This window comes from Modicisalibacter ilicicola DSM 19980 (genome assembly GCF_900128925.1).
Lineage (GTDB): Bacteria > Pseudomonadota > Gammaproteobacteria > Pseudomonadales > Halomonadaceae > Modicisalibacter > Modicisalibacter ilicicola.
Window position 1 is genome coordinate 53,877 of sequence record NZ_FQUJ01000002.1, and the last position, 19,934, is coordinate 73,810.

Here is a 19,934-nt window from a genome sequence, read left to right on the forward strand (position 1 = left end):
AAAAAACCGGGCCTCGCCCGGTCAAATGGGATTTTATCATGTTTGCCCTGCGGGTGTACCCCGCAGGGCCTTTGCACGCCGCCTATTGCCCTTCCAAGCCCTGGGGTTGCGCGTCCTCGAGGTAGCGGAAGAAATCGCTGGAAGGCTCGAGCACGATCAGGTCGCTCTTGCTGTCGAAGCTCTCGCGATAGGCATTCAGGCTACGATAGAAGCGGAAGAACTCCGCGTCCTGCTGATACGCCTCGGAGTAGATGGCCGCGGCCTCCGCGTCCCCCTGACCGCGCAGGGTCTCGGCGCGAGCCCGGGCCTCCGCCAGCAGTACCTGCTGACGACGATCGGCATTGGCGCGAATCTTCTCGGCCTGCTCCTCGCCCTGGGCGCGATACTCGCGAGCCTCGCGATTCCGCTCGGTCTGCATGCGCTCGTAGACCGCCTGGGTGACCTGATCCGGCAAGTCGATGCGCTTGATGCGGATGTCGATGATCGCCACGCCGAGTTCGTCCCGCAACAAGCCATTGAGCTGCTCGGTGGGCCCGGACATCAGGGCATCGCGCTTCTCGGCGATGATCTCCTGAAGCTCGAGACGCCCGAACTCGTTACGCAGGCTCTCATCCACTCGGGGGGTGATCAGTCGCTCGGCGGCCATTTCTTCCCCGGAGGTGGCCTCGTAGTAACGAGTGGGATTGACCACCTGCCACATGACGAAGGAGTCGACGATCACCGCCTTCTTCTCCAGGGTCAGATAGCGGCTGGTATCCGTATCCAGCGTACGAATCCGCACATCGAAGTTACGCACCGTCTGGGTGACCGGCACCTTGAAGTGCAGTCCCGGCGCGATATTCTCTTCGATGATCTCGCCGAAGCGCAGTTTTACCGCCCGTTCGGTTTCATCGACGATGTAAAGACTGTTACTGCCTACCCAAGCGACCGCGGCCAGGCCAGCGACGATGAGCAGGGAACGGTTATTGATCATCAGCGACCCTCCCTGCGGATGCTATTGCCAGATTCGGATTGGCTGCTGTTGCTGCTGTTGCGCAGGCGGTCGAGTAACCGCGGGTCCATGCCCGCTTCACCGCCGGACCTTCTGATCGCATCCTCGCTGCTTTCACCCGATCCATCCTGGTTATTTTGCAACTGCTCCAGCGGCAGCACCATCAGGGGACTGCTCTGATCGAGATCGACCAGCACCTTACTGGTGTTGCTGAACACCTGGGACATGGTCTCGATGTACATGCGATCACGCATGATCTGCGGCGCGTTGCGGTACTCCGAGAGCAACGAGTTGAAGCGGTTGGAATTACCCTGGGCATCGGCAACCACGGATTCACGATAGCCCTGGGCCTGCTCGATCATGCGCTGCGCCTGGCCCTGGGCGACCGGGATGATGGCATTGGCATAACCGATCGCCTGGTTGATGGTGCGCTGGCGATCCTCGCGGGCCTTGATCACATCGTCGAAGGCTTCCTGAACCGCGTCCGGTGCCGAGGTCGATTCGACGTTGATCGCCTGAATCGTCACCCCCAGGTTGTAGTTGTTGAGATAGGTCTGCAGCCGCGTGGACACGGTATCGGCGAGCAACTCACGCCCGGAGGTCAGTATCTGATCCATTTCCGTTCCGCCCACCACATGACGCAGGGCAGAATCGAGGGCATTCTCGATGGTGATGTCGGGATCGCGTACGTTGAGTACGAAGAAACGCGGCTCGATGACGCGATACTGGGCCGACATCTCGACCTCGACGATGTTCTCGTCCTGGGTCAGCATCGACTTGGTCTGGCTGATGGAGCGAACCCGAGTGACATTGACCATGCGCACGTCATCGATCAGCGGCGGATTCCAGTGCAGGCCAGGACTGACGACCTCCTGGAACTTGCCGAAACGCAGCACGACCCCACGCTCGGACTGGTCGACGAGATAGAAACCGGTCGCCGCCCAGATCGCCAGGGCGACGATCAGCAGCAATCCCGGCAGAGCGAAGGCGTTGCGCTTGCCACCGCCACTGCCGCCACTGCCGCCGCCGCCACGTCTGCCACGACCGCCACCCAACATCTTGTTGAGCTTGTCCTGGAACTTCTTCAACGCCTCGTCAAGATCGGGCGGTCCTTGATTGTTTCCGCCGTTGCCGCCGCCACCGCGTCGGCCCCCACCACTCCAGGGGTCGTGCTGATTGCCACCACCACCAGGCTCATTCCAAGCCATACGTCGTCTCCACTAAGCATTATTGCGACATGCGTTGATTGCGTTTGGGAAGTACCGAAAGGCTCGCCGAAGATAACGATGCCGCTCGGATCATTGTCGAGCCTCTCGGACCCACCCCGGCGACTCCCTGTCGTCCGGTGGCAGATAATCTTGTGCTCTTTCGCCCAGGCGCGCGAGAAGCTGCATGAAATCGCGTCGTGGCAGGCGAATGTCGAGCAGAATACGCCCCTGATCGTCGAAGGCTTCTTCGCGCACCGCGTCGAGGTCGTGCAGGCCGGCCCGCAACCTGCCCTGCTGCGGCGACAGGGTGAGATGCGCCTCGATGACATCCTCGGCCAAGCGTTCCGAAAGCGCCTGTGCCAGCAGGTCGAGGCCGAGCCCCTGTTGCGCCGACACCCAGACGACGTCGGGCACCCCCTCGCCATCCCGCTCGATCCGCGGCGCACTGCCGAGCAGATCGATCTTGTTCATGACCCGCAGGCAAGGCACGTCGTCGGCACCGATCTCGTCGAGAACCCCTTCGACCTCTCCGACATTAAGCTCACGGTCCGGGTCGGGGGCATCGATGACATGCACCAGTAGCGCCGCTTCGTTGGCCTCCTGCAGGGTGGCCTGAAAAGCCTCGACCAGCTTGTGAGGCAAATGACGAATGAACCCCACCGTATCCGCCAGGATCACGGGGCCCACGTCACTGAGCTCGAGACGTCGCAGCGTCGGATCCAGTGTCGCAAAGAGCTGATCCGCGGCGTAGACATCGGCATCGGTCATCGCATTGAACAGGGTCGATTTCCCCGCGTTGGTGTACCCCACCAGCGAGATGCTGGGGATATCGGCACGCGAGCGGGCGCGACGATTCTGCTGACGCTGGCTGCGCACCTTGTCGAGGCGCTTGTGAATTGCCTTGATGCGTGCTCGCAGCAAGCGACGGTCCGTCTCGAGCTGGGTCTCGCCCGGCCCGCGCAGACCGATGCCGCCCTTCTGACGCTCGAGGTGGGTCCACCCGCGCACCAGGCGCGTGGACATGTATTCCAGCTGCGCCAGTTCGACCTGCAGCTTGCCCTCGTGGGTGCGCGCCCGCTGGGCAAAGATATCCAGTATCAATCCAGTGCGATCCAGCACACGACACTTCAGCGCCCGCTCCAGGTTGCGCTCCTGAGAGGGGCTCAGCGCATGGTTGAATATCACCAGCTCGGCACCGTGGATGGCGAGCAACTCGCGCAGCTCTTCCACCTTGCCGCTACCTATGAAAGCACGAGGATCCGGCCTGCGCCGGCTTCCCTGCATCAGGGTCGCCGGCTCGGCCCCGGCGGAGCGCACCAGCTCCAGGAACTCCCCCGGGTCCTCGCGTTCCTGCTCGTCCTGGAAATCGACATGGACGAGTACCGCCGTCTCACCGGCGTCGGGACGTTCGAAAAACAATCAAGGCCTCGTGATCGGTTATTCCTGCCCGGCCATGCTTGGGTCCTGAGCAGGCAAGCGTACGTTGCGTGAAGGCACCACCGTGGAGATGGCGTGCTTGTAGACCATCTGACTGACCGTATTGCGCAGCAGGATGACGAACTGGTCGAAGGATTCGATCTGACCCTGTAGCTTGATTCCGTTGACCAGGAAGATGGACACCGGAATGCGCTCCTTGCGCAGGATGTTCAGATACGGATCTTGAAGGGACTGCCCTTTGGACATTTTGCTCTCCCTAACTGTCTCTATAATGTTGATATCTTTATCGTCTATTCGCCTGGGCAAGAAACCCGGACGGTTGGGTCAAACCATATACCGCACCGTTGTCGCGAAGCTATCATCTTACGCTAAGTGCTGCACTGGCGCACGATTTTCAATACGTTCTCGACGGCATCCGGCCCGTGGGGATCGATCCAGTGAAGCGCCGGCCAGCGACGCAACCAAGTCAGCTGTCGCTTGGCCAGCTGGCGTGTGGCGACGATCCCCTTGTACGCCAGCTCATCCCTGCCATGAACCCCCTCCAGGTACTGCCACACCTGGCGATAACCCACGCTCTTCATCGCCGGCAGTCCCAGATGCAGATCGTGGCGGGCCTTCAGCGCAGCGACTTCCTCGACGAACCCCTGTTCGAGCATTTGCTCGAAGCGTCGTGCAATGCGTTCATGCAAGATGCTGCGATGCATGGGTGCAAGTCCAATGGACAATGTTTGCCAGGCAAAGGTTTCCTTTCGCTGCTCACGCCACAGCTCGCTCATCGGTCGTTGGCTGAGGCGCTGAACCTCGAGTGCCCGCATCAGCCGCTGAGGATCGTTGGGGTGAATGCGCGAGGCGGACTCGGGATCGACCCGCGCAAGCTTGGCATGCAGCGCGCCGAGCCCCTCCCGGGCCGCCCAGGCCTCGAGTTCGGCACGCGTCGCGGCGTCGGCGGCAGGCAGGTTTCCCACCCCGCCAAGCAGGCTCCTGTAGTAGAGCATGGTGCCACCCACCAGCAGCGGAATGCCGCCGTCGTTGCTGATGCGCTGCATCTCGAGACGCGCATCGTCACGAAACTCCGCCGCAGAATAGGGATCGGCGGGATCACGGATATCGATCAGCCGATGCGGTGCGCGCGCCTGTTCATCGGGTGACGGCTTGGCGGTTCCGATATCCATGCCACGATAGACCATCGCCGAATCGACACTGATCAGCTCGGCACCCAGACGCTGGTGAAGCGCCATGGCCAGGTCGGTCTTTCCCGAGGCGGTGGGCCCCATCAGCAGGATGGCCAGTGGGCGGCTATCCTTCATGGTCACTGGCCTCTCAGGAACAGCCTGTCGAGTTCCTGCATCGACATCTCGGTCCAGGTCGGCCGACCATGGTTGCACTGGCCACTGCGCTCGGTACGTTCCATGTCGCGCAGCAAGGCATTCATCTCGGCAATGCTCAGGCGGCGGTTGGCCCGCACGCTGCCGTGGCAGGCCATGGTCGAGAGCAGTTCGTTGATGTGTGCCTCGAGCCGATCCGAGCGACCGTAGCGCTCGAGATCCGCCAGCATGTCGCGGATCAGGGGCTCCACATCGGCCTTGGCGAGCAGACTCGGCACCTGGCGCACCAGCAGGGTCTCGGGACCGGCCACATCGAGTTCCACCCCCAGACGCGAGAATGCCTCGCGGCACTGTTCGGCGGTCTCCACCTCGGCGGCGCTCGCAGCCAGCGACACGGGAACCAGCAGCGGCTGGGCCTCGAGGGCGCCACCGCACTCGGCCCCGGCGAACACCTGCCGCTTCATGCCCTCGTAGGTGATGCGCTCATGGGCGGCATGCATGTCGACGACCACCATGCCGCGCGAGGTCTGGGAAAGAATGTAGACGCCGTGGAGCTGGGCGACGGCATATCCCAAGGGGGGCGCTCGAGTCGGGTCGTCCTCGGGCAAGGCCTGGGACGGCATTGTGGTGACCGGCGCCTCGTCGGCCTGACGCTCCTGGAGGGCCGCTTGTGCCTCGGGGCCGCCCGGTGCGGGAGGCTGCGGCGTCAACAGGCTCTCTTCGTGCTCGGGGTGCAGCGCGCGATACCCCGCCATGAATTCCCGGACCCGACCGGGACCGGGGCGTGCCCCGGCATCGGGACGCAAGGCCATCTGCTGCTGCCACCCGGGCCGATCCTCGGCGCCGGGCGCTGCTCCCGCCCGATCCGCCTCGCTGCTGGAAGTTTCCGCAGCATCCGCGTCCTCGCCGGGGTGGGCTTCGGTGTTGGGACGCGCCTCGCCGAGCGCCCGGTGGAGGCTGGAGAACAGGAAATCGTGCACGAGACGCCCGTCGCGAAAGCGCACTTCATGCTTGGTCGGATGGACATTGACATCGACGACCGCCGGATCGAGCTCCAGGTACAGCACGAAGACCGGGTGCCGGCCGTGGAACAGCACGTCACGGTAGGCCTGGCGGATGGCATGGGCGACCAGGCGGTCGCGCACCACGCGCCCGTTGACGAAGAAGTATTGCTGATCCGCCTGAGCCCGGGAATGCGTCGGCAGCCCGACCCAGCCCCACAGCCGCAAGCCGGACGCCTCGATGTCCAGATGCAGGGCGTTGTCGAGGAACTTGCCGCCCAGCAAGGCGCTGATACGCCGCTCGCCACCCGCGGCATCACTGACGGGACGCAGCTGATGAAGCGCCTTCTGGTTATGACGCAGCGTCCAGCCGATGTCGTAACGCGACAGCGCAAGCCGTCGGAAGACCTCTTCCGCGTGGGAGAGCTCGGTCTTCTCGGTACGCAGGAACTTGCGCCGGGCCGGCGTGTTGAAGAAAAGATCGCGAACCACTACCGAGGTGCCGCGTGGATGCGGCGCCGGCGAGACACGAGGCTCCATGTCGCGCCCCTCGGCCACCACACGCCAGCCGGCAGTAGGGTCCTCGTCGGCATTGGAAACCAGCTCGAGGCGCGATACTGAACTGATCGACGCCAGCGCCTCGCCGCGAAACCCCAGGCTGGCGACCCCCTCGAGATCCTCGAGGGATTCGATCTTGCTGGTGGCATGACGCGACAATGCCAGGGGCAGGTCCTCCTCGGCGATGCCGCTGCCATCGTCGCGTATCTTGATCAGCCGGGCGCCACCGGCCTCGAGCTCCACTTCGATGCGCCGACTTCCGGCATCGATGGCGTTCTCGATCAGCTCCTTGATCACCGAGGAGGGACGCTCGACCACCTCGCCGGCGGCAATCTGGTTGGCCAGGCGCGGATTGAGGATGTGAATGCGCCGAGTCTGGGTCATTTCATCTCGCTGATAAACCTGAGTGAGGCGTTACCCCCGGGGAATCCGCAGCACCTGCCCCACCCGAATCACGTCACCATTCAACTCGTTGGCCTGCTTCAGGGTCTGCACGGGTACCGCATGGCGAGAGGCGATCTCGGAGAGGGTATCGCCCGGCTGGATGCGGTACTCGTTGGCCTCTCCCCCGCGCTGACGATCGCGTTGCCAGGCCAGCAGGCTGGCCGGCGGCGGGTTACGCCGAAAATGGGCGTTGATACCGGCGAAGATCGCCTTGGCCAGGCTGCGCTGGTAGCCGCGATCGCGTAATCGAGTCTCTTCCCGAGGGTTGGAGATGAAGCCTGTCTCGACCAGCAGCGAGGGGATGTCCGGTGACTTGAGCACCATGAAGCCCGCCTGCTCGACCTGGGACTTGTGCAGCTTGCTGATCTTGCCGAGCTGATCGAGCACCTGGCCGCCCACCGCCAGGGAGTCGTTGAGCGTCGCGGTCATGGTCAGATCGAGCAGCACGCCGCGCAGCACCTCGTCCTTGTCAGCCAGGTCGAGATTGCCATCGACCCCGCCGATGAGGTCGGAGCGGTTCTCGCTGGCCGCCAGCCATTTGGCGGTTTCCGAGGTTGCGCCACTCTGGGACAGGGCAAACACCGAGCTGCCGCTGGGTCGCGGGCTCTTGAATGCATCGGCGTGAATCGACACGAAGAAGTCGGCCTTCTGATCCCGAGCCAGCAGCGTGCGCTGGCGCAGGCCGACGTAATAGTCGCCATCGCGAATCATTACCGCCTTGAAGCCCGGGGTGTCGGCGATGATTCTCTCGAGCTGGCGGGCGATATCCAGCACGATATCCTTCTCGCGGGTGCCCCGAGGGCCCAGGGCACCGGGGTCTTCGCCGCCATGCCCGGCGTCCACGGCAATGATGATGTCGCGCTTGGGATGCGGCTGAGCCTGTTCCTTGCGGGTCGGCAAGGTCGCCCCGGAGGCGCTCTCACCGTTCGCCCGCGCCTGGGCCAGCGCGCGATCGGTGGCAATCTCATGCTCGCGAATCTTGGCCTCGATGGGATCGATGGGGTTCTGCACCGCGCTTTCCCCGGGGTATTCGAGATCCACCACCAGGCGGTGCCCGTACTTGTCGTTGGGGGGCAGCGTAAAGTGCTTGGGATTCACCTCTCGGCTGAGATCCAGCACCACGCGCAAGTCATTGCCATTACGAACGCCGGTGCGGACCTCGCTGATCGCGCTTCCGCTGAGATCGAGGCGCGAGGTGTCCAGTTGCAACTGACTGTCGACCAGGTCGATGACCAGCCGGTCCGGATTGTTCAGGGAAAAGACATTGGCACTGGCCGGTTCGGAGAGATCGAACACCAGACGCGCATGATCCGGCGCCGCCCAGATACGCAGATTGTCGACATCGCTGGCCATTGCCGATAGCGATGACATCATCATCAACAGCGCGGACAGGCACAGGATCAACGACCGAGAACGCTGACCGGCACGGGCACGCAGCCGACTGTATGAAGTGAACAACCATTTCATGAGGTGTTCCGGGTCCTTTCTGGAACAAGCGCGGCAAGCCGAGCAAGAACATTTTCACCGTGGGTCGAATCGGCGGCCAGGCGCGCCTCGCGTCCCGCACCGGCGACGCTGAGCACGACGACAAGATCGGCCGCTGGCAACCATCCTTTACCGCGAATCGGCCACTCGATCAGATTGAGGGTCTCCTTATCGAGCATTTCCCGTGCCCCGATGAATTCCAGTTCTTCCGGGTCGCCGAGACGATACAGGTCGAAATGGTGCACACGGATGTCGCCGAACTGATAAGGCTCCACCAGGGTGTAGGTAGGGCTCTTGACCGGCCCTTGATGCCCGTAGGCACGCAGCACCCCTCTCGCCAGGGTTGTCTTGCCTGCACCCAGCTCACCCTGAAGATGCACCTGACCATGACCCTGCAGGGCTCTGCCCAAGGCCTCGCCGAAGGCAACCTGTTCGGCCTCGTTGTGCAAGAGATAGGCATCTTTCATGAGTCGCCATCGAAGTTCGCCAGAAAACGCCCATAGGATGCCAGATCGCTTGCCAGCAGGCCACGCTCCCCTTCTTCCGCAGCGGCGCAATCCGCGGCCAGGGCATGCAGGGTGACCCCCACCCGCGCCGCCTGCTCTATCCCGTGCCCCTGGGCCACGAGTGCACCGAGCATCCCGGACAACACATCTCCCATTCCGCCGCTCGCCATGCCGGGGTTGCCATAGGGGCAGACCGCGACACCATCGGGCCCGGCCACCAGCGTGCCCGTCCCCTTGAGCACCATCGTGCCGCCGCGTGATTCCTGCAGCCTTCGGATGGCTGCCAGGCGATCCGCCTGTACCTCCCCGCCACTCAGGCCGAGCAGGCGTGCCGCTTCGCCGGGGTGCGGCGTCAGCAACCAGTCGTCGCGCTTCTCGTCGGGCCAGTGGGCCGCCAGCAGATTCAGGCCATCCGCATCGATCACCAGGGGCTTGCCGGCCTTCAGTGCAGCCTGCAGCATGCCCTGCCCCCAGGCGTCCTGGCCAAGCCCCGGACCAACCACGACCACGTCGGCACCCTCCAGAAGTTCGGCGACATCGGGGACACCTCGCGCGCCTCGAACCATGACCTCGGGCATGCGCGTCAGGCTGGCACCGACATGTTCCGGGGCAGTGGCCAGGCTGATCTTGCCGGCGCCGAGTCGCGCCGCTGCCTGGCTGGCCAGCAGCGCCGCCCCCCCGAACCCGGGAGCTCCACCGATCACCAGCACATGACCAAAGTCACCCTTGTGGCTACTGCGCCGACGCAGGGGAAGCGCCTCGGCGATGAGGGACTCGTCCAGCAGGTCCGCCACCGGCGGCAGGTCCTCGTGCCTCAGTGTGTCGACATCCAGCGAGCAGTACACCACCTCGCCGACGTGATCCGCCGCCTGACCGGTATGCAGGCCGAACTTGTCGGCGATGAAGGTCACCGTGATATCTGCCTCCACCGCACAGCCCAGCACCCTGCCGCTGTCCGCTGCGAGTCCCGAGGGGATGTCGACCGCCAGCACCGGCAGCGAACTGGCGTTGATCGCCTCGATGACCGCGACGAAGGGCTCGCGCACCTCGCCCCCCAGCCCGGTGCCGAGCAGCGCGTCGACGAGGACATCGCCCTCGACGCTCGTGCCATTCTGCCAGGGGATCGCCTCGATCCCCGCCGTTCGCGCCATCTGCAGCGCCCGAGCCGCATCGCCCTTGAGCTCGCCGGGATCGCGAACGGCGATCACCTGCACCTCGAGGCCATCGCGAGCGGCCAGCGCCGCCATCACGTAGCCGTCTCCCGCATTATTTCCGGCCCCGCACAGCACGCACAGGCGTCGCGCCTGCGGCCAGTGCCGGCGCAGCGCATCGTAGGCCGCTCCAGCGGCTCGCTGCATCAGATCGAAACCCTGGAAGCCGTCGCTCGAGCCCGCGGCAATCGCGCGTCGATCGATTTCGCGCACCTGCTCTGCGAGGTAGAGCGGATGCCGGTAGCGTCGTGACATGTGCATCTCCCGAAATAACGCGCCATGATGTGACGTGGGCTGTGGGTTAGTGTAGTGTGGCCAGCCCCTTACCGAGCCGACCCGAGATGGTTTCCACCGTTTTTTCACGCTCATGACGACACGTCAACTCAGCCAAGACATCGACCTGCAGGCACTCGCCGACCGCATCAAGGCATGGGGGCGCGAATTGGGTTTCCAGCAGGTAGGCATCACCGACATCGACCTCGAGAGCCATGAGCGCCATCTCGAGCACTGGCTGGCGGCCGGGCACCAGGGCGAAATGGACTTCATGGCCAAGCACGGCACCAAGCGCACTCGTCCCGACGAGTTGGTCCCGGGAACAGTGCGGGTGATCAGCGTGCGCATGGATTACCTGCCGCCTGAGGTCGAGACCACCCGGGTACTGGGCGAGCCGCGCAAGGCCTATGTCTCGCGCTATGCCCTGGGGCGCGACTACCACAAGCTGATGCGCAAGCGGCTGGCGACCCTGGCCAGGACCATCGAGGACGAGATCGGCCCTCACGGCTACCGTGCCTTCGTGGATTCCGCCCCGGTCATGGAGCGCGCCCTGGCCCAGAAGGCCGGACTCGGCTGGTTCGGCAAGAACTCGATGCTGCTCAACCCCAGGGCAGGCTCGCTGTTCTTTTTGGGTGAGCTCTATACCGACCTGCCACTGCCGGTGGACGCTCCCTTCGAGGAGGAGCACTGCGGCAGCTGCGCCCAGTGCCGCATCGCCTGCCCGACCGGCGCCATCGTCGACGACAAGGTGGTGGACTCCCGGCGCTGCATCTCCTACCTGACCATCGAACTGCATGGCAGCATCCCCGAGGAGTATCGCGAGGCGATGGGCAACCGGGTCTACGGCTGCGACGACTGCCAACTGGTCTGCCCCTTCACCCGTTTTACCCGCGCAAGCCACGAGGAGGATTTCTCCCCGCGACACGATCTCGACCGGGCCGACCTGTTACGGCTATTCGCCTGGAGCGAAGAAGAGTTCCTGCTGAAGACCGAGGGCAGCGCCATTCGCCGGATCGGTTACGAGCGGTGGTTGCGCAACCTGGCCGTCGGGCTGGGCAACGCGCCCTGGAGCCTGGGCGTGGAAGCGGCCTTGCGTGCACGGCTTGCCTTTCCTTCCGACCTGGTGCGCGAGCACGTGCGCTGGGCGCTGAGACGGCAGGGCGAAAAGCGCCAGACGCTGATCGCCAGCAGTGCTCAAGCCCTGTCCTGTGAACCGGAAGCCATCATGCGCAGGAACGTTTCTCGATAGTGGGCCAGCTCGTCCACGGATTCCCGGATATCGTCCAGCGCCTTGTGGGTATTGCGCTTCTCGAAGCCCTTCAAGGCATCCGGGTTCCAGCGCTTGGCCAACTCCTTGAGGGTCGAGACGTCCAGATTGCGGTAGTGAAAGAAGTCGAGCAGCGCCGGCATTTCCCGTTCCAGAAAGCGCCGATCCTGATGGACGCTGTTGCCGCAGACCGGGGACGACCCCGGCACCACGTAGGTCTTGAGAAACTCCAGGGTCTTGCGCTCGGCGCCGGGGGCGTCCACACGGCTCGACTTGACCCGATCGATCAGCCCGGATTGGCCATGCGTCCTGGTGTTCCACTCGTCCATGGCGTCGAGGATGCTGTCGGGTTGCTTGACGGCGATGACAGGCCCTTCGGCGATCAACTTGAGATCGTTGTCGGTGATCAGCGTCGCCACCTCGATGATACGCTCCTTGTTCGGGTCGAGACCGGTCATCTCCAGATCGATCCACACCAGCAGATCCTTACGCGGCGTGATGGCTTGCTCAAACATGTAAAGCTCCGGACAAGAGTAGTGGGGCGGACAGGGCCGCCGCCAGTGAATACAATGCAAAGGAATTATTCCCCATAGTGTACGCTCTATCGAGGTGGCATGAGCAAACGCAAGCTATCGCGCCAGCAGCGTTGGCGGATCGAAAAGATCCAGGCCGAGCGGGCCGCCCGGGCCGACAAGCAGAGCGCTCGAGAGGCCGAAGCGCTTCAGGCTGGCGAGCATGGCCCCGAGGTTCCCGGCCGGGTGATCGCCCACTTCGGCCGCACCCTGGACGTTCGGGCCGAGGATGACGCCACGTTGCACCGTTGCCACCTGCGCGCCAATCTCGACGGGCTGGTCACCGGCGACCGGGTGATCTGGCGCCAGGCCCAGGACGGCAGCGGCGTGATCGTCGCCCGCGACTTCCGCGACAACGTGCTCGAACGTCCCGACCCTCGCGGTCAGCTCAAGCCGGTAGCCGCCAATATCGATCAGATCCTCATCGTCTTCGCCGTGGAGCCCGCCCCGTTCGCCAACCTCATCGACCGCTACCTGGTGGCCGCCGAGGCCACCGGCATCACCCCGGTGCTGGTACTCAACAAGATAGACCTGCTGCCCGACGGGGGCGGCAAGCTCGGTGAACTGCTCACGCGCTACGAGGCGCTGGGCTACGCGGTGATCCGCGCCACCGCCCAGAGCGAACAAGGCCTGGAAGCGCTGCATGCACGACTTCAGGGCAGGACCTCGGTGTTCGTCGGCCAGAGCGGCGTGGGCAAATCCTCCCTGATCGATCGGCTGCTACCGGACGAAGCTCTGCGCATCGGTGCGCTCTCGGAGGATTCCCGCAAGGGTACCCACACCACGACCACCGCACGGCTCTATGGCCTGCCCGGCGGTGGCGAGCTGATCGATTCGCCAGGCATTCGCGAGTTCGGGCTTGCCCACTTGGACGAGCAGCAGGTCACCGAAGGCTTCGTGGAGTTTCGCGACCTCCTGGGTCACTGCCGTTTTCGCGACTGCCGGCATCGGGACGAGCCGGGTTGCGCGCTACTGGCGGCCCTCGACCGCGGCGATGTCAGTCGAGAGCGCTTCACCAGCTATCGCCGCATCCTGGAAAGCCTGAAACAGGCCTGACAGCGTCAGTCGCCGGGGTCCTCGAAGCTGTGTCATTATCTGCAGAGATAGTCACGACGTCATCCCGCAAGTGAGGAGCAACCTCATGCATTCCGAACATAACCTGCTGCCGCTGATCGTCGAACCTGATCAACTCGCCGAACACCTGGACGAGCCGCAGCTATTGATCATCGACGTGCCGCTCAAGGCGGAAAGCTACAGCGAAGGCCATGTGCCCGGTGCCCTGTTTCTCGACCACCGCCGGCTGATGCGCGGGGAAGGCGACGTGCCCAGCGACGTGCCCGATGAAGAGGCGCTGTCCCGGCTGTTCTCCTCCCTGGGCCTGACCCGGGATACCCATGTCGTGGCCTGCGACGATGAAGGTGGTGGCTGGGCCGGGCGCCTGCTCTGGACCCTGGAGCTGATCGGGCATACTCGCTACTCCTACCTGAACGGCGGGATCCACGCCTGGCGTGCCGCCGGCCTGCTCCAGTCGACCGAGGCCACGCAGCCGCGCCCCAGCGACTACCGGGCAGAGATCCTCAACCCCGAGGTCATGATCGAGCGCGCCGAACTCGTCGATCGCCTGGGCGAGAAAGGCTTCGCGGTCTGGGACGCCCGCTCTCCCGAGGAGTATCGCGGCGAGAAAGGCAACAACAAGCATCTGGGGCATATCCCCGGCGCGATCAACATGGAGTGGACCGAGGCCATGGATCGCGAACGCGACCTGCGTATCCGCGACTATGCCGAACTCGTCACCGAACTCGAGGCTCAGGGCCTGACCCCGGACATGGAAGTGGTCACCCATTGCCAGAGCCATCACCGCAGCGGTCTCACCTGGCTGGTCGGCAAGGCGCTGGGGTTCGACAAGATGCGCGGCTATGGCGGCTCCTGGCAGGAATGGGGCAATCGCGACGATACGCCGATCGAGAAATAAAGACGATGTTCATGCTACTTACCCAGGCATGATTGTTCGCGCAGGCATGAAAGTCGACGTCAGCAATAGCGCTGGTACCAGCGCAGCAACAGAAAAGGCTATTGCGTGTCACTTTCCGTGCCTGCGTGAGCAAGCGCTACGCTATTTACTGGAAACCGATACTCGTGACTTTCGACAAGCTGTTTTCTCTTGCTCAATACCCGCTGCCCCATCATCTGATCTCGCGCCTGGCCGGCCTGGCAGCCGACTGCCGAGCACCATGGTTCAAGGACCCATTCATAAAATGGTTCATTCGCCGCTATGGCGTCGACATGAGCCAGGCAAAGGAACCCGAGCCCACCGCCTACGACTGCTTCAACGACTTCTTCACTCGCGCGCTACGCGCTGATGCACGCCCCATCGGCGGCGGCATCGTATCGCCCGCCGATGGCTTCCTGTCCCAGTTCGGTGACATCGAGCACGGCACGCTGATCCAGGCCAAGGGTCAGACCTATTCGGTGACCTCGCTGCTGGGCGGCGACACCCGGCGTGCCAATCCCTTTCGCCAGGGCAGCTTCGCCACCGTCTATCTCTCGCCCAAGGACTATCATCGCGTGCACATGCCCGTGACCGGCACCCTGCGCGAGACGATCTACGTGCCAGGGCGTCTGTTCTCGGTCAACCTGGCCACCGCCGACAATGTGCCGAGACTGTTCGCCCGCAACGAGCGCCTGGTGTGCATCTTCGAGACCGAGTTCGGCCCCATGGCCATGGTGCTGGTGGGGGCCATGATCGTCGCCTCCATCGAGACGGTCTGGGCCGGCCAGGTCACCCCGCTCTCCAAGCAGATACAGACGACCCGCCTCGACAAGCCCATCGAACTCGCCAAGGGCGCTGAGATGGGTCGCTTCAAGCTCGGCTCCACGGTGATCCTGTGCTTTTCTCGCAACGTCGATTTCCGTGATGGCCTGGGCGTCGACGACAGTCCGATGAGCATGGGGCAGACGCTGGGTGGCTTTTCTGGCTGACCGCTTTCCGAATGGGCGGCAGGGCGAGTCGAGCGGATGTATGCGGCCATGGCATTCAAAAAGTCCGGCGCCTTACGTGAGCATGCACTAACCTTATAACCCTCTTCATGCAAAGAGGGTTACGATGATGGTGACACTCACGGTCAACGGCACCCAGCACAGCCTGGACACCGAGCCGGATACGCCCCTGCTCTGGGTGCTGCGGGACCAGCTCAATCTCACCGGCACCAAATACGGCTGCGGCATCGCCCAATGCGGGGCCTGCACGGTGCACGTCGGCGGCCAGGCCATGCGCTCCTGTGTCACACCGCTGTCCGCCGTCCAGAATCAGGAAGTGATCACCATTGAAGGCCTCAGCGACGACGGCTTGAGCCACCCCCTGCAAGTCGCCTGGCGTGAGATCGATGTGCCGCAATGCGGCTACTGCCAGTCCGGACAGATCATGGCGGCCGCCGCGCTCTTGGCCTCGAACCCGAATCCCACCGAGGAGGATATCGCCAGCTCGGTGAACAATCTCTGCCGTTGCGGCACCTATCTGCGCATCAACAAGGCCATCCTGCAGGCGGCTGAAGCCCGAGGCCAACATAAGAACCAGACCCAGGGAGAAGCCTCATGATCACCTCACTGGAGATGTCAAGGCGGGGGTTTCTCAAGGCCAGCGGGCTCGCCGCCGGCGGTCTGGTGCTGGCCTTCCAGCTACCGCTCATTGTGCGTCAGGCGCGCGGCGCTTCGCCATCGGGCGGCACCCTGAACGCCTTCCTGACCCTCGATCCCGAGGGGCGTGTCACCTTCTTCAGCCCGTTCATCGAGGGCGGCCAGGGGGTTTACACCGCCCTGCCCCAGATCATTGCCGACGAACTCGATGTGGCGTTCGAAACGATCAGCGTCGAACAGGCCCCGGCGGGCGAGGCCTACAAGATCATGTTCGGTGGTACCCAGCGCTTCACCGGCGGCAGCATGAGCGTGCGCTCCTCCTATACGGCGATGCGCCAGGCAGGCGCCGCGGCGCGGCAGATGCTGCTGCAGGCCGCCGCCGATCGCTGGGAGGTGCCGATCGGTGAGCTCGATACCCAGCCGGGCCGTGTCGTGCATGCCGCCAGCGAGCGCTCCATCGGCTACGGCGAACTCGCCGAGGCCGCCGGTGCGCTCGAGCCGCCTACGGATCCGCCCCTCAAGGACCCCTCGCGCTTTCGCTATATCGGCAAGCCCATTCAGCGCAATGACAGCACCGCCAAGGCGAACGGCAGCGCCCAGTTCGCCATCGATGTGCGTCTGCCGAACATGGCCTATGCCGCAGTGAAACAAAGCCCGGTGCTGGGGGGCGACGTCGCCAGTATGGACGAAGCCGCCATCGCCGACCGTCCGGGGGTGATCAGCGTGGAACGCCTGCCCGGGGCAGTGGCGGTCATCGCCGACACCTACTGGCATGCCCAGAGTGCACTCGACGCATTGCCGGTCGAATTCGAGAATGCCGCCGCAGCGGGACTGAATTCCGAGCAGCTCGCCGAGGAGATGCAGGGCCGCGTCGATGAGGCCGGCATGACCGCCGAATCCCACGGCGACGTCGAAGCGGCCTTCCTCGACGCCGAGCGCGTCATCGAGGCCGTCTACCAGATGCCCTTTCTCGCGCATGCCACCATGGAACCGATGAATGCCACCGCCGATGTCACCGCCGAGCGCTGCGAAGCCTGGGTGCCCAACCAGGGCGTGGATGTCGTGGTGCAGCAGATTGCCGAGATCACCGGGCTCTCGGCGGACAACATCACCGTCCATACCCCGTACATCGGCGGCTTCTACGGGCGGCGTTTCATCACCGATTACGGCCAGCAGGCCGTTCGCTTGTCCAAGGCGGCGGGGCGGCCGGTGCAGCTCATCTGGTCCCGCGAACAGGACACCCAGCACGATTACTTCCGTCCCATGGTGACCCTCAAGCACCGCGCCGCCATCGACGCCGAGGGCAAGGTGAGCGGCTGGCACGTCACCGTGGTCGGCGATGGCCCCTTCAAGCGGCTGATGCCGCAGTTCATGCAGGACGGCATCGACAGCTCGGCGCTGGAAGGCGTGACCGAACAGCCCTACACCATTGCCAATCGTCGCGTCGACTGGGTCAGTCACGACTACCCGGTGAAGATCGGCTTCTGGCGCTCGGTGGGCCACTCCTACAACGGCTACGTCACCGAGAGCTTCATCGACGAGATGGCCGAGGCGACCGCGACCGACCCCCTGGAATTTCGTCGCCAATTGCTGGGCGAGGCCCCTCGTTATCTGAACGTGCTCGACAGCGTGGCCGAGATGGCGGGCTACCAACCGAGTGTCCAAGAGGAGAACGGCCGGCGCTCAGCCTACGGCATCGCCCTGCATCTCTCCTTCGGCAGCATCGTCGGCGAGGTGGCCAAGGTCTCGATCGAGGAGGGTCGACCACGGGTCCACAAGGTCTGGTGCGCCGTGGACTGCGGCTCGATGGTCAATCCGGATACCATCGAGGCGCAGATACAGAGTGGTATCTCGACAGGGTTGTCTCAAACCCTGCTGGAAGAAATCACCATCGAGAACGGCGAGGTGGTACAGAAGAACTTCGATACCTACCGGTTTTTGCCACCGAGCCTGATGCCCGATGTCGAGGTGCAGATCATCGAGAGTGGCGCCGAGATGGGTGGTATCGGCGAAGTGGGCACGCCGCCGGTGGCCCCTGCGGTGGCGAGCGCCGTCTACAAGCTGACCGGCCAACGCATCCGCCGCCTGCCCATGGCGCGTCATGACCTGACTGCCTCGGCGTAAGTCGAGCCATGGCCATGGCGAGCGGGTGAGGCTGGTCGCTGGAGGTCGGTTACTTGTCAGCAGATCGCTGTGGCAAACGCCATGACCTCCGCCACGCTCCGCTTGCCCAGGGCCAGTTGGATCAGGCGGTCGACACCCAGGGCCACGCCGCTGCCTTCCGGCATGCCTGCGTTGAGTGCGGCCACCAGGCGCATGTCGACATCGACGAGCGGCTTGCCGGCTTTTTCACGCTCGGCGTTGTCCGCGGCGAAACGCGCTGCCTGCTCAGCTCCATCGGTCAGCTCGTCGTAGCCATTGGCCAGCTCGAGCCCTTGCACGTAGGTCTCGAAGCGCGCTGCCACCTCGGTGCCATCTTCCGGATCGTATCGCCGCCGGGCGAGGGCTGCCTGGCTGGCCGGGTAATCGACGATCACGTCGATGCTCCCGTGGCCCAGTGTCGGCTCGATGACCAGGCTCATCAGCAGGTCCAGGCAATCGTCCCGCGGACTATCGGCCATATCCAGATTGCCATGCTCGCTCGTCAAGCGGCGCAGTTCGTCGAGCGGCGTGGTGAAGGGATCGATCCCGAGGTGTTCACGAAACGGCTCGCGATAGCGGCGCAGCCGACGAGGGCCCGCGTCGGGCAGCAACAGCCGAATCAGCGCCTCGGTCTCGTCGATGAGATCCGTCAGTGAAAACCCCGGGCGATACCACTCGAGCATGGTGAATTCGAGGTTGTGGCGCTGCCCAACCTCGCCATCGCGGAAGCTGCGGGCCAGCTGGAAGATCGGCCCGCTGCCTGCCGCCAGCAGGCGCTTCATGTGAAATTCCGGCGAGGTCTGCAGCCACAGCCGTTCGCGCCCCGCCGGCGTAGTAGCGGTCAAGGAAAGCGAATCGAGATGCAGGTCCGTGCTGCCGGCATGGCCGAGCAACGGGGTCTCCACCTCCAGCACCCCGCGCTCGGCGAAGAAGGCGCGAATCTCGGCCAGGCAGCGGGCGCGTTGACGCAGCGTCTCGATAGTGGCGGTGGGCTGCCAGTCGTTCAGCATTTTGAAATTTGCTCTTGGCTACCAAAAAGACCACGCTTGATCGAGCGTGGTCATTAGTAAAACTGTCGTGATCTAGAGCGTTATGAGCGATGGCAAGGGCTAGACCCGCTCCAGGCGGGTCTTCGCATTTCCCACATCCATGTGGGTCACAAAGCGAAACCAGATGAGTCAGCGGAGTTTACTTTAGTAAATGAGCATGACGAATCTGGTTTCAACGCCGGATCGCCGAGCGCAATAGCTATAATCATGACAGTTAGGCGCGGCTGACGTATTCCCCGCTCCTCGTATCCACCTTCAACACCTCGCCCTGGTTGATGAACAACGGCACCTTGACTACCGCACCGGACGAGAGCGTGGCCGGCTTGGAGCCACCCTGGGCGGTGTCGCCCTTGAGCCCCGGGTCGGTCTCGACCACTTCCAGCTCGATGAAGTTGGGCGGGCTCACGCTGATGACGTTGTCATTCCACAAGGTAACGGTATAAGGCACCTGCTCCTTGAGCCACTTCTCGGTGTCGCCCAGCGCCTTCTTGGCCACCGGATACTGCTCGAAGGAGCCATCGGTGCGCATGAAGTACCACATGTCACCGTCGTTGTAGAGGTACTCCATTTCCAGGTCGAGCACATCCGCGCCTTCCAGGGACTCCCCGGACTTGAAGGTTCGCTCCCAGACGCGGCCAGTGATCAGGTTGCGCAGCTTGACGCGGTTGAACGCCTGCCCCTTGCCCGGCTTGACGAATTCGTTCTCGACGATGTTGCAGGGGTCGCCATCCAGCATCACCTTCAGACCGGCCTTGAATTCGTTGGTAGAATAGTTCGCCATGCTTCCTCGCTAATGATTCGGACGCGGCAGGCACGAGCACACCGCGGCAAT

Annotated in this window: 18 protein-coding genes; 6 read left to right on the plus strand and 12 right to left on the minus strand. The window is 63.9% G+C overall.

Translation table 11 applies throughout. The annotated features are described in order from the left end of the window. Positions 1–82 precede the first annotated feature (82 nt). The 9 genes from hflC to BUA41_RS00305 all read right to left on the minus strand — a co-directional run bounded on the left by hflC (position 83) and on the right by BUA41_RS00305 (position 10,421). Complete coding sequence (gene hflC / locus BUA41_RS00265; protein WP_072818480.1) at positions 83–973, minus strand: protease modulator HflC; 891 nt, start codon at positions 971–973, stop codon at positions 83–85. Beyond that, positions 973–2,199 (minus strand): FtsH protease activity modulator HflK, encoded by a 1,227-nt coding sequence (gene hflK, locus BUA41_RS00270; RefSeq protein WP_072818482.1) that lies wholly within the window; start codon positions 2,197–2,199, stop codon positions 973–975. The genes hflC and hflK overlap by 1 nt, the downstream gene beginning before the upstream one ends. A 90-nt stretch (positions 2,200–2,289) precedes the next feature. After that, the gene (gene hflX / locus BUA41_RS00275; protein WP_072818485.1) at positions 2,290–3,618 is read right to left on the minus strand and encodes a ribosome rescue GTPase HflX; all 1,329 of its coding nucleotides are present in this window, start codon (positions 3,616–3,618) and stop codon (positions 2,290–2,292) included. 18 nt (positions 3,619–3,636) lie between these two features. Then, positions 3,637–3,882 carry an RNA chaperone Hfq gene (hfq, locus tag BUA41_RS00280; protein WP_072818487.1) on the minus strand — a complete coding sequence of 82 codons (246 nt, stop codon included), beginning with the start codon at positions 3,880–3,882 and terminating at the stop codon, positions 3,637–3,639. Positions 3,883–4,004: 122 nt separating this feature from the next. After that, a complete protein-coding gene (gene miaA, locus BUA41_RS00285; protein WP_072818489.1) occupies positions 4,005–4,943 on the minus strand; it encodes a tRNA (adenosine(37)-N6)-dimethylallyltransferase MiaA in 939 nt (312 codons plus the stop codon). 2 nt (positions 4,944–4,945) lie between these two features. Beyond that, on the minus strand, positions 4,946–6,904 hold the full coding sequence (mutL, locus tag BUA41_RS00290; protein ID WP_072818491.1) for a DNA mismatch repair endonuclease MutL: 1,959 nt from the start codon (positions 6,902–6,904) through the stop codon (positions 4,946–4,948). Positions 6,905–6,934: 30 nt separating this feature from the next. After that, complete coding sequence (locus BUA41_RS00295) at positions 6,935–8,341, minus strand: N-acetylmuramoyl-L-alanine amidase (RefSeq protein WP_139249033.1); 1,407 nt, start codon at positions 8,339–8,341, stop codon at positions 6,935–6,937. Positions 8,342–8,427: 86 nt separating this feature from the next. Beyond that, a complete protein-coding gene (tsaE, locus tag BUA41_RS00300) occupies positions 8,428–8,916 on the minus strand; it encodes a tRNA (adenosine(37)-N6)-threonylcarbamoyltransferase complex ATPase subunit type 1 TsaE (RefSeq protein ID WP_072818496.1) in 489 nt (162 codons plus the stop codon). Further along, positions 8,913–10,421, minus strand: a complete 1,509-nt coding sequence (locus tag BUA41_RS00305) for a bifunctional ADP-dependent NAD(P)H-hydrate dehydratase/NAD(P)H-hydrate epimerase (RefSeq protein ID WP_072818498.1) — start codon at positions 10,419–10,421, stop codon at positions 8,913–8,915. The genes tsaE and BUA41_RS00305 overlap by 4 nt, the downstream gene beginning before the upstream one ends. A 112-nt stretch (positions 10,422–10,533) precedes the next feature. Here BUA41_RS00305 and queG point away from each other — a divergent pair, with 112 nt between their 5' ends. Further along, positions 10,534–11,688: a tRNA epoxyqueuosine(34) reductase QueG gene (gene queG, locus BUA41_RS00310; protein ID WP_072818500.1), complete on the plus strand. Its 1,155-nt coding sequence runs from the start codon at positions 10,534–10,536 to the stop codon at positions 11,686–11,688. On the opposite strand, the gene orn is transcribed toward queG, so the two are convergent. Beyond that, complete coding sequence (orn, locus tag BUA41_RS00315; protein ID WP_072818503.1) at positions 11,634–12,221, minus strand: oligoribonuclease; 588 nt, start codon at positions 12,219–12,221, stop codon at positions 11,634–11,636. The genes queG and orn overlap by 55 nt on opposite strands. A gap of 99 nt (positions 12,222–12,320) precedes the next feature. On the opposite strand from orn, the gene rsgA reads away from it, so the two are divergent. The 5 genes from rsgA to BUA41_RS00340 all read left to right on the plus strand — a co-directional run bounded on the left by rsgA (position 12,321) and on the right by BUA41_RS00340 (position 18,035). Continuing rightward, entirely contained in the window at positions 12,321–13,334 is a 1,014-nt protein-coding gene (gene rsgA, locus BUA41_RS00320; protein ID WP_072818506.1) for a small ribosomal subunit biogenesis GTPase RsgA, read from the plus strand. 85 nt (positions 13,335–13,419) lie between these two features. After that, positions 13,420–14,250 (plus strand): sulfurtransferase, encoded by an 831-nt coding sequence (locus tag BUA41_RS00325; protein ID WP_072818508.1) that lies wholly within the window; start codon positions 13,420–13,422, stop codon positions 14,248–14,250. A gap of 164 nt (positions 14,251–14,414) precedes the next feature. Next, entirely contained in the window at positions 14,415–15,257 is an 843-nt protein-coding gene (asd, locus tag BUA41_RS00330) for an archaetidylserine decarboxylase (RefSeq protein WP_072818510.1), read from the plus strand. 124 nt (positions 15,258–15,381) lie between these two features. Then, positions 15,382–15,873 carry a (2Fe-2S)-binding protein gene (locus BUA41_RS00335; RefSeq protein ID WP_281247807.1) on the plus strand — a complete coding sequence of 164 codons (492 nt, stop codon included), beginning with the start codon at positions 15,382–15,384 and terminating at the stop codon, positions 15,871–15,873. After that, positions 15,870–18,035, plus strand: coding sequence for a xanthine dehydrogenase family protein molybdopterin-binding subunit (locus tag BUA41_RS00340; protein ID WP_072818512.1), 2,166 nt, complete (start codon positions 15,870–15,872; stop codon positions 18,033–18,035). Before BUA41_RS00335 ends, BUA41_RS00340 begins: the two co-directional genes overlap by 4 nt. Before the next feature lie 56 nt (positions 18,036–18,091). Here BUA41_RS00340 and epmA read toward each other — a convergent pair whose 3' ends face one another. Both epmA and efp read right to left on the minus strand, forming a co-directional pair. Next, positions 18,092–19,063, minus strand: a complete 972-nt coding sequence (epmA, locus tag BUA41_RS00345) for an EF-P lysine aminoacylase EpmA (RefSeq protein WP_072818515.1) — start codon at positions 19,061–19,063, stop codon at positions 18,092–18,094. 253 nt (positions 19,064–19,316) lie between these two features. Then, on the minus strand, positions 19,317–19,883 hold the full coding sequence (gene efp / locus BUA41_RS00350; protein ID WP_072818517.1) for an elongation factor P: 567 nt from the start codon (positions 19,881–19,883) through the stop codon (positions 19,317–19,319). Positions 19,884–19,934 lie beyond the last annotated feature (51 nt).

Coding starts and splice junctions, on each gene's coding strand:
- hflC (WP_072818480.1), bottom strand. CDS start 973: ATGATCAATAACCGTTCCCTGCTCATCGTCGCTGGCCTGGCCGCGGTC.
- hflK (WP_072818482.1), bottom strand. CDS start 2,199: ATGGCTTGGAATGAGCCTGGTGGTGGTGGCAATCAGCACGACCCCTGG.
- hfq (WP_072818487.1), bottom strand. CDS start 3,882: ATGTCCAAAGGGCAGTCCCTTCAAGATCCGTATCTGAACATCCTGCGC.
- miaA (WP_072818489.1), bottom strand. CDS start 4,943: ATGAAGGATAGCCGCCCACTGGCCATCCTGCTGATGGGGCCCACCGCC.
- mutL (WP_072818491.1), bottom strand. CDS start 6,904: ATGACCCAGACTCGGCGCATTCACATCCTCAATCCGCGCCTGGCCAAC.
- BUA41_RS00295 (WP_139249033.1), bottom strand. CDS start 8,341: ATGATGATGTCATCGCTATCGGCAATGGCCAGCGATGTCGACAATCTG.
- tsaE (WP_072818496.1), bottom strand. CDS start 8,916: ATGAAAGATGCCTATCTCTTGCACAACGAGGCCGAACAGGTTGCCTTC.
- BUA41_RS00305 (WP_072818498.1), bottom strand. CDS start 10,421: ATGTCACGACGCTACCGGCATCCGCTCTACCTCGCAGAGCAGGTGCGC.
- queG (WP_072818500.1), top strand. CDS start 10,534: ATGACGACACGTCAACTCAGCCAAGACATCGACCTGCAGGCACTCGCC.
- orn (WP_072818503.1), bottom strand. CDS start 12,221: ATGTTTGAGCAAGCCATCACGCCGCGTAAGGATCTGCTGGTGTGGATC.
- rsgA (WP_072818506.1), top strand. CDS start 12,321: ATGAGCAAACGCAAGCTATCGCGCCAGCAGCGTTGGCGGATCGAAAAG.
- BUA41_RS00325 (WP_072818508.1), top strand. CDS start 13,420: ATGCATTCCGAACATAACCTGCTGCCGCTGATCGTCGAACCTGATCAA.
- BUA41_RS00335 (WP_281247807.1), top strand. CDS start 15,382: ATGATGGTGACACTCACGGTCAACGGCACCCAGCACAGCCTGGACACC.
- BUA41_RS00340 (WP_072818512.1), top strand. CDS start 15,870: ATGATCACCTCACTGGAGATGTCAAGGCGGGGGTTTCTCAAGGCCAGC.
- epmA (WP_072818515.1), bottom strand. CDS start 19,063: ATGCTGAACGACTGGCAGCCCACCGCCACTATCGAGACGCTGCGTCAA.
- efp (WP_072818517.1), bottom strand. CDS start 19,883: ATGGCGAACTATTCTACCAACGAATTCAAGGCCGGTCTGAAGGTGATG.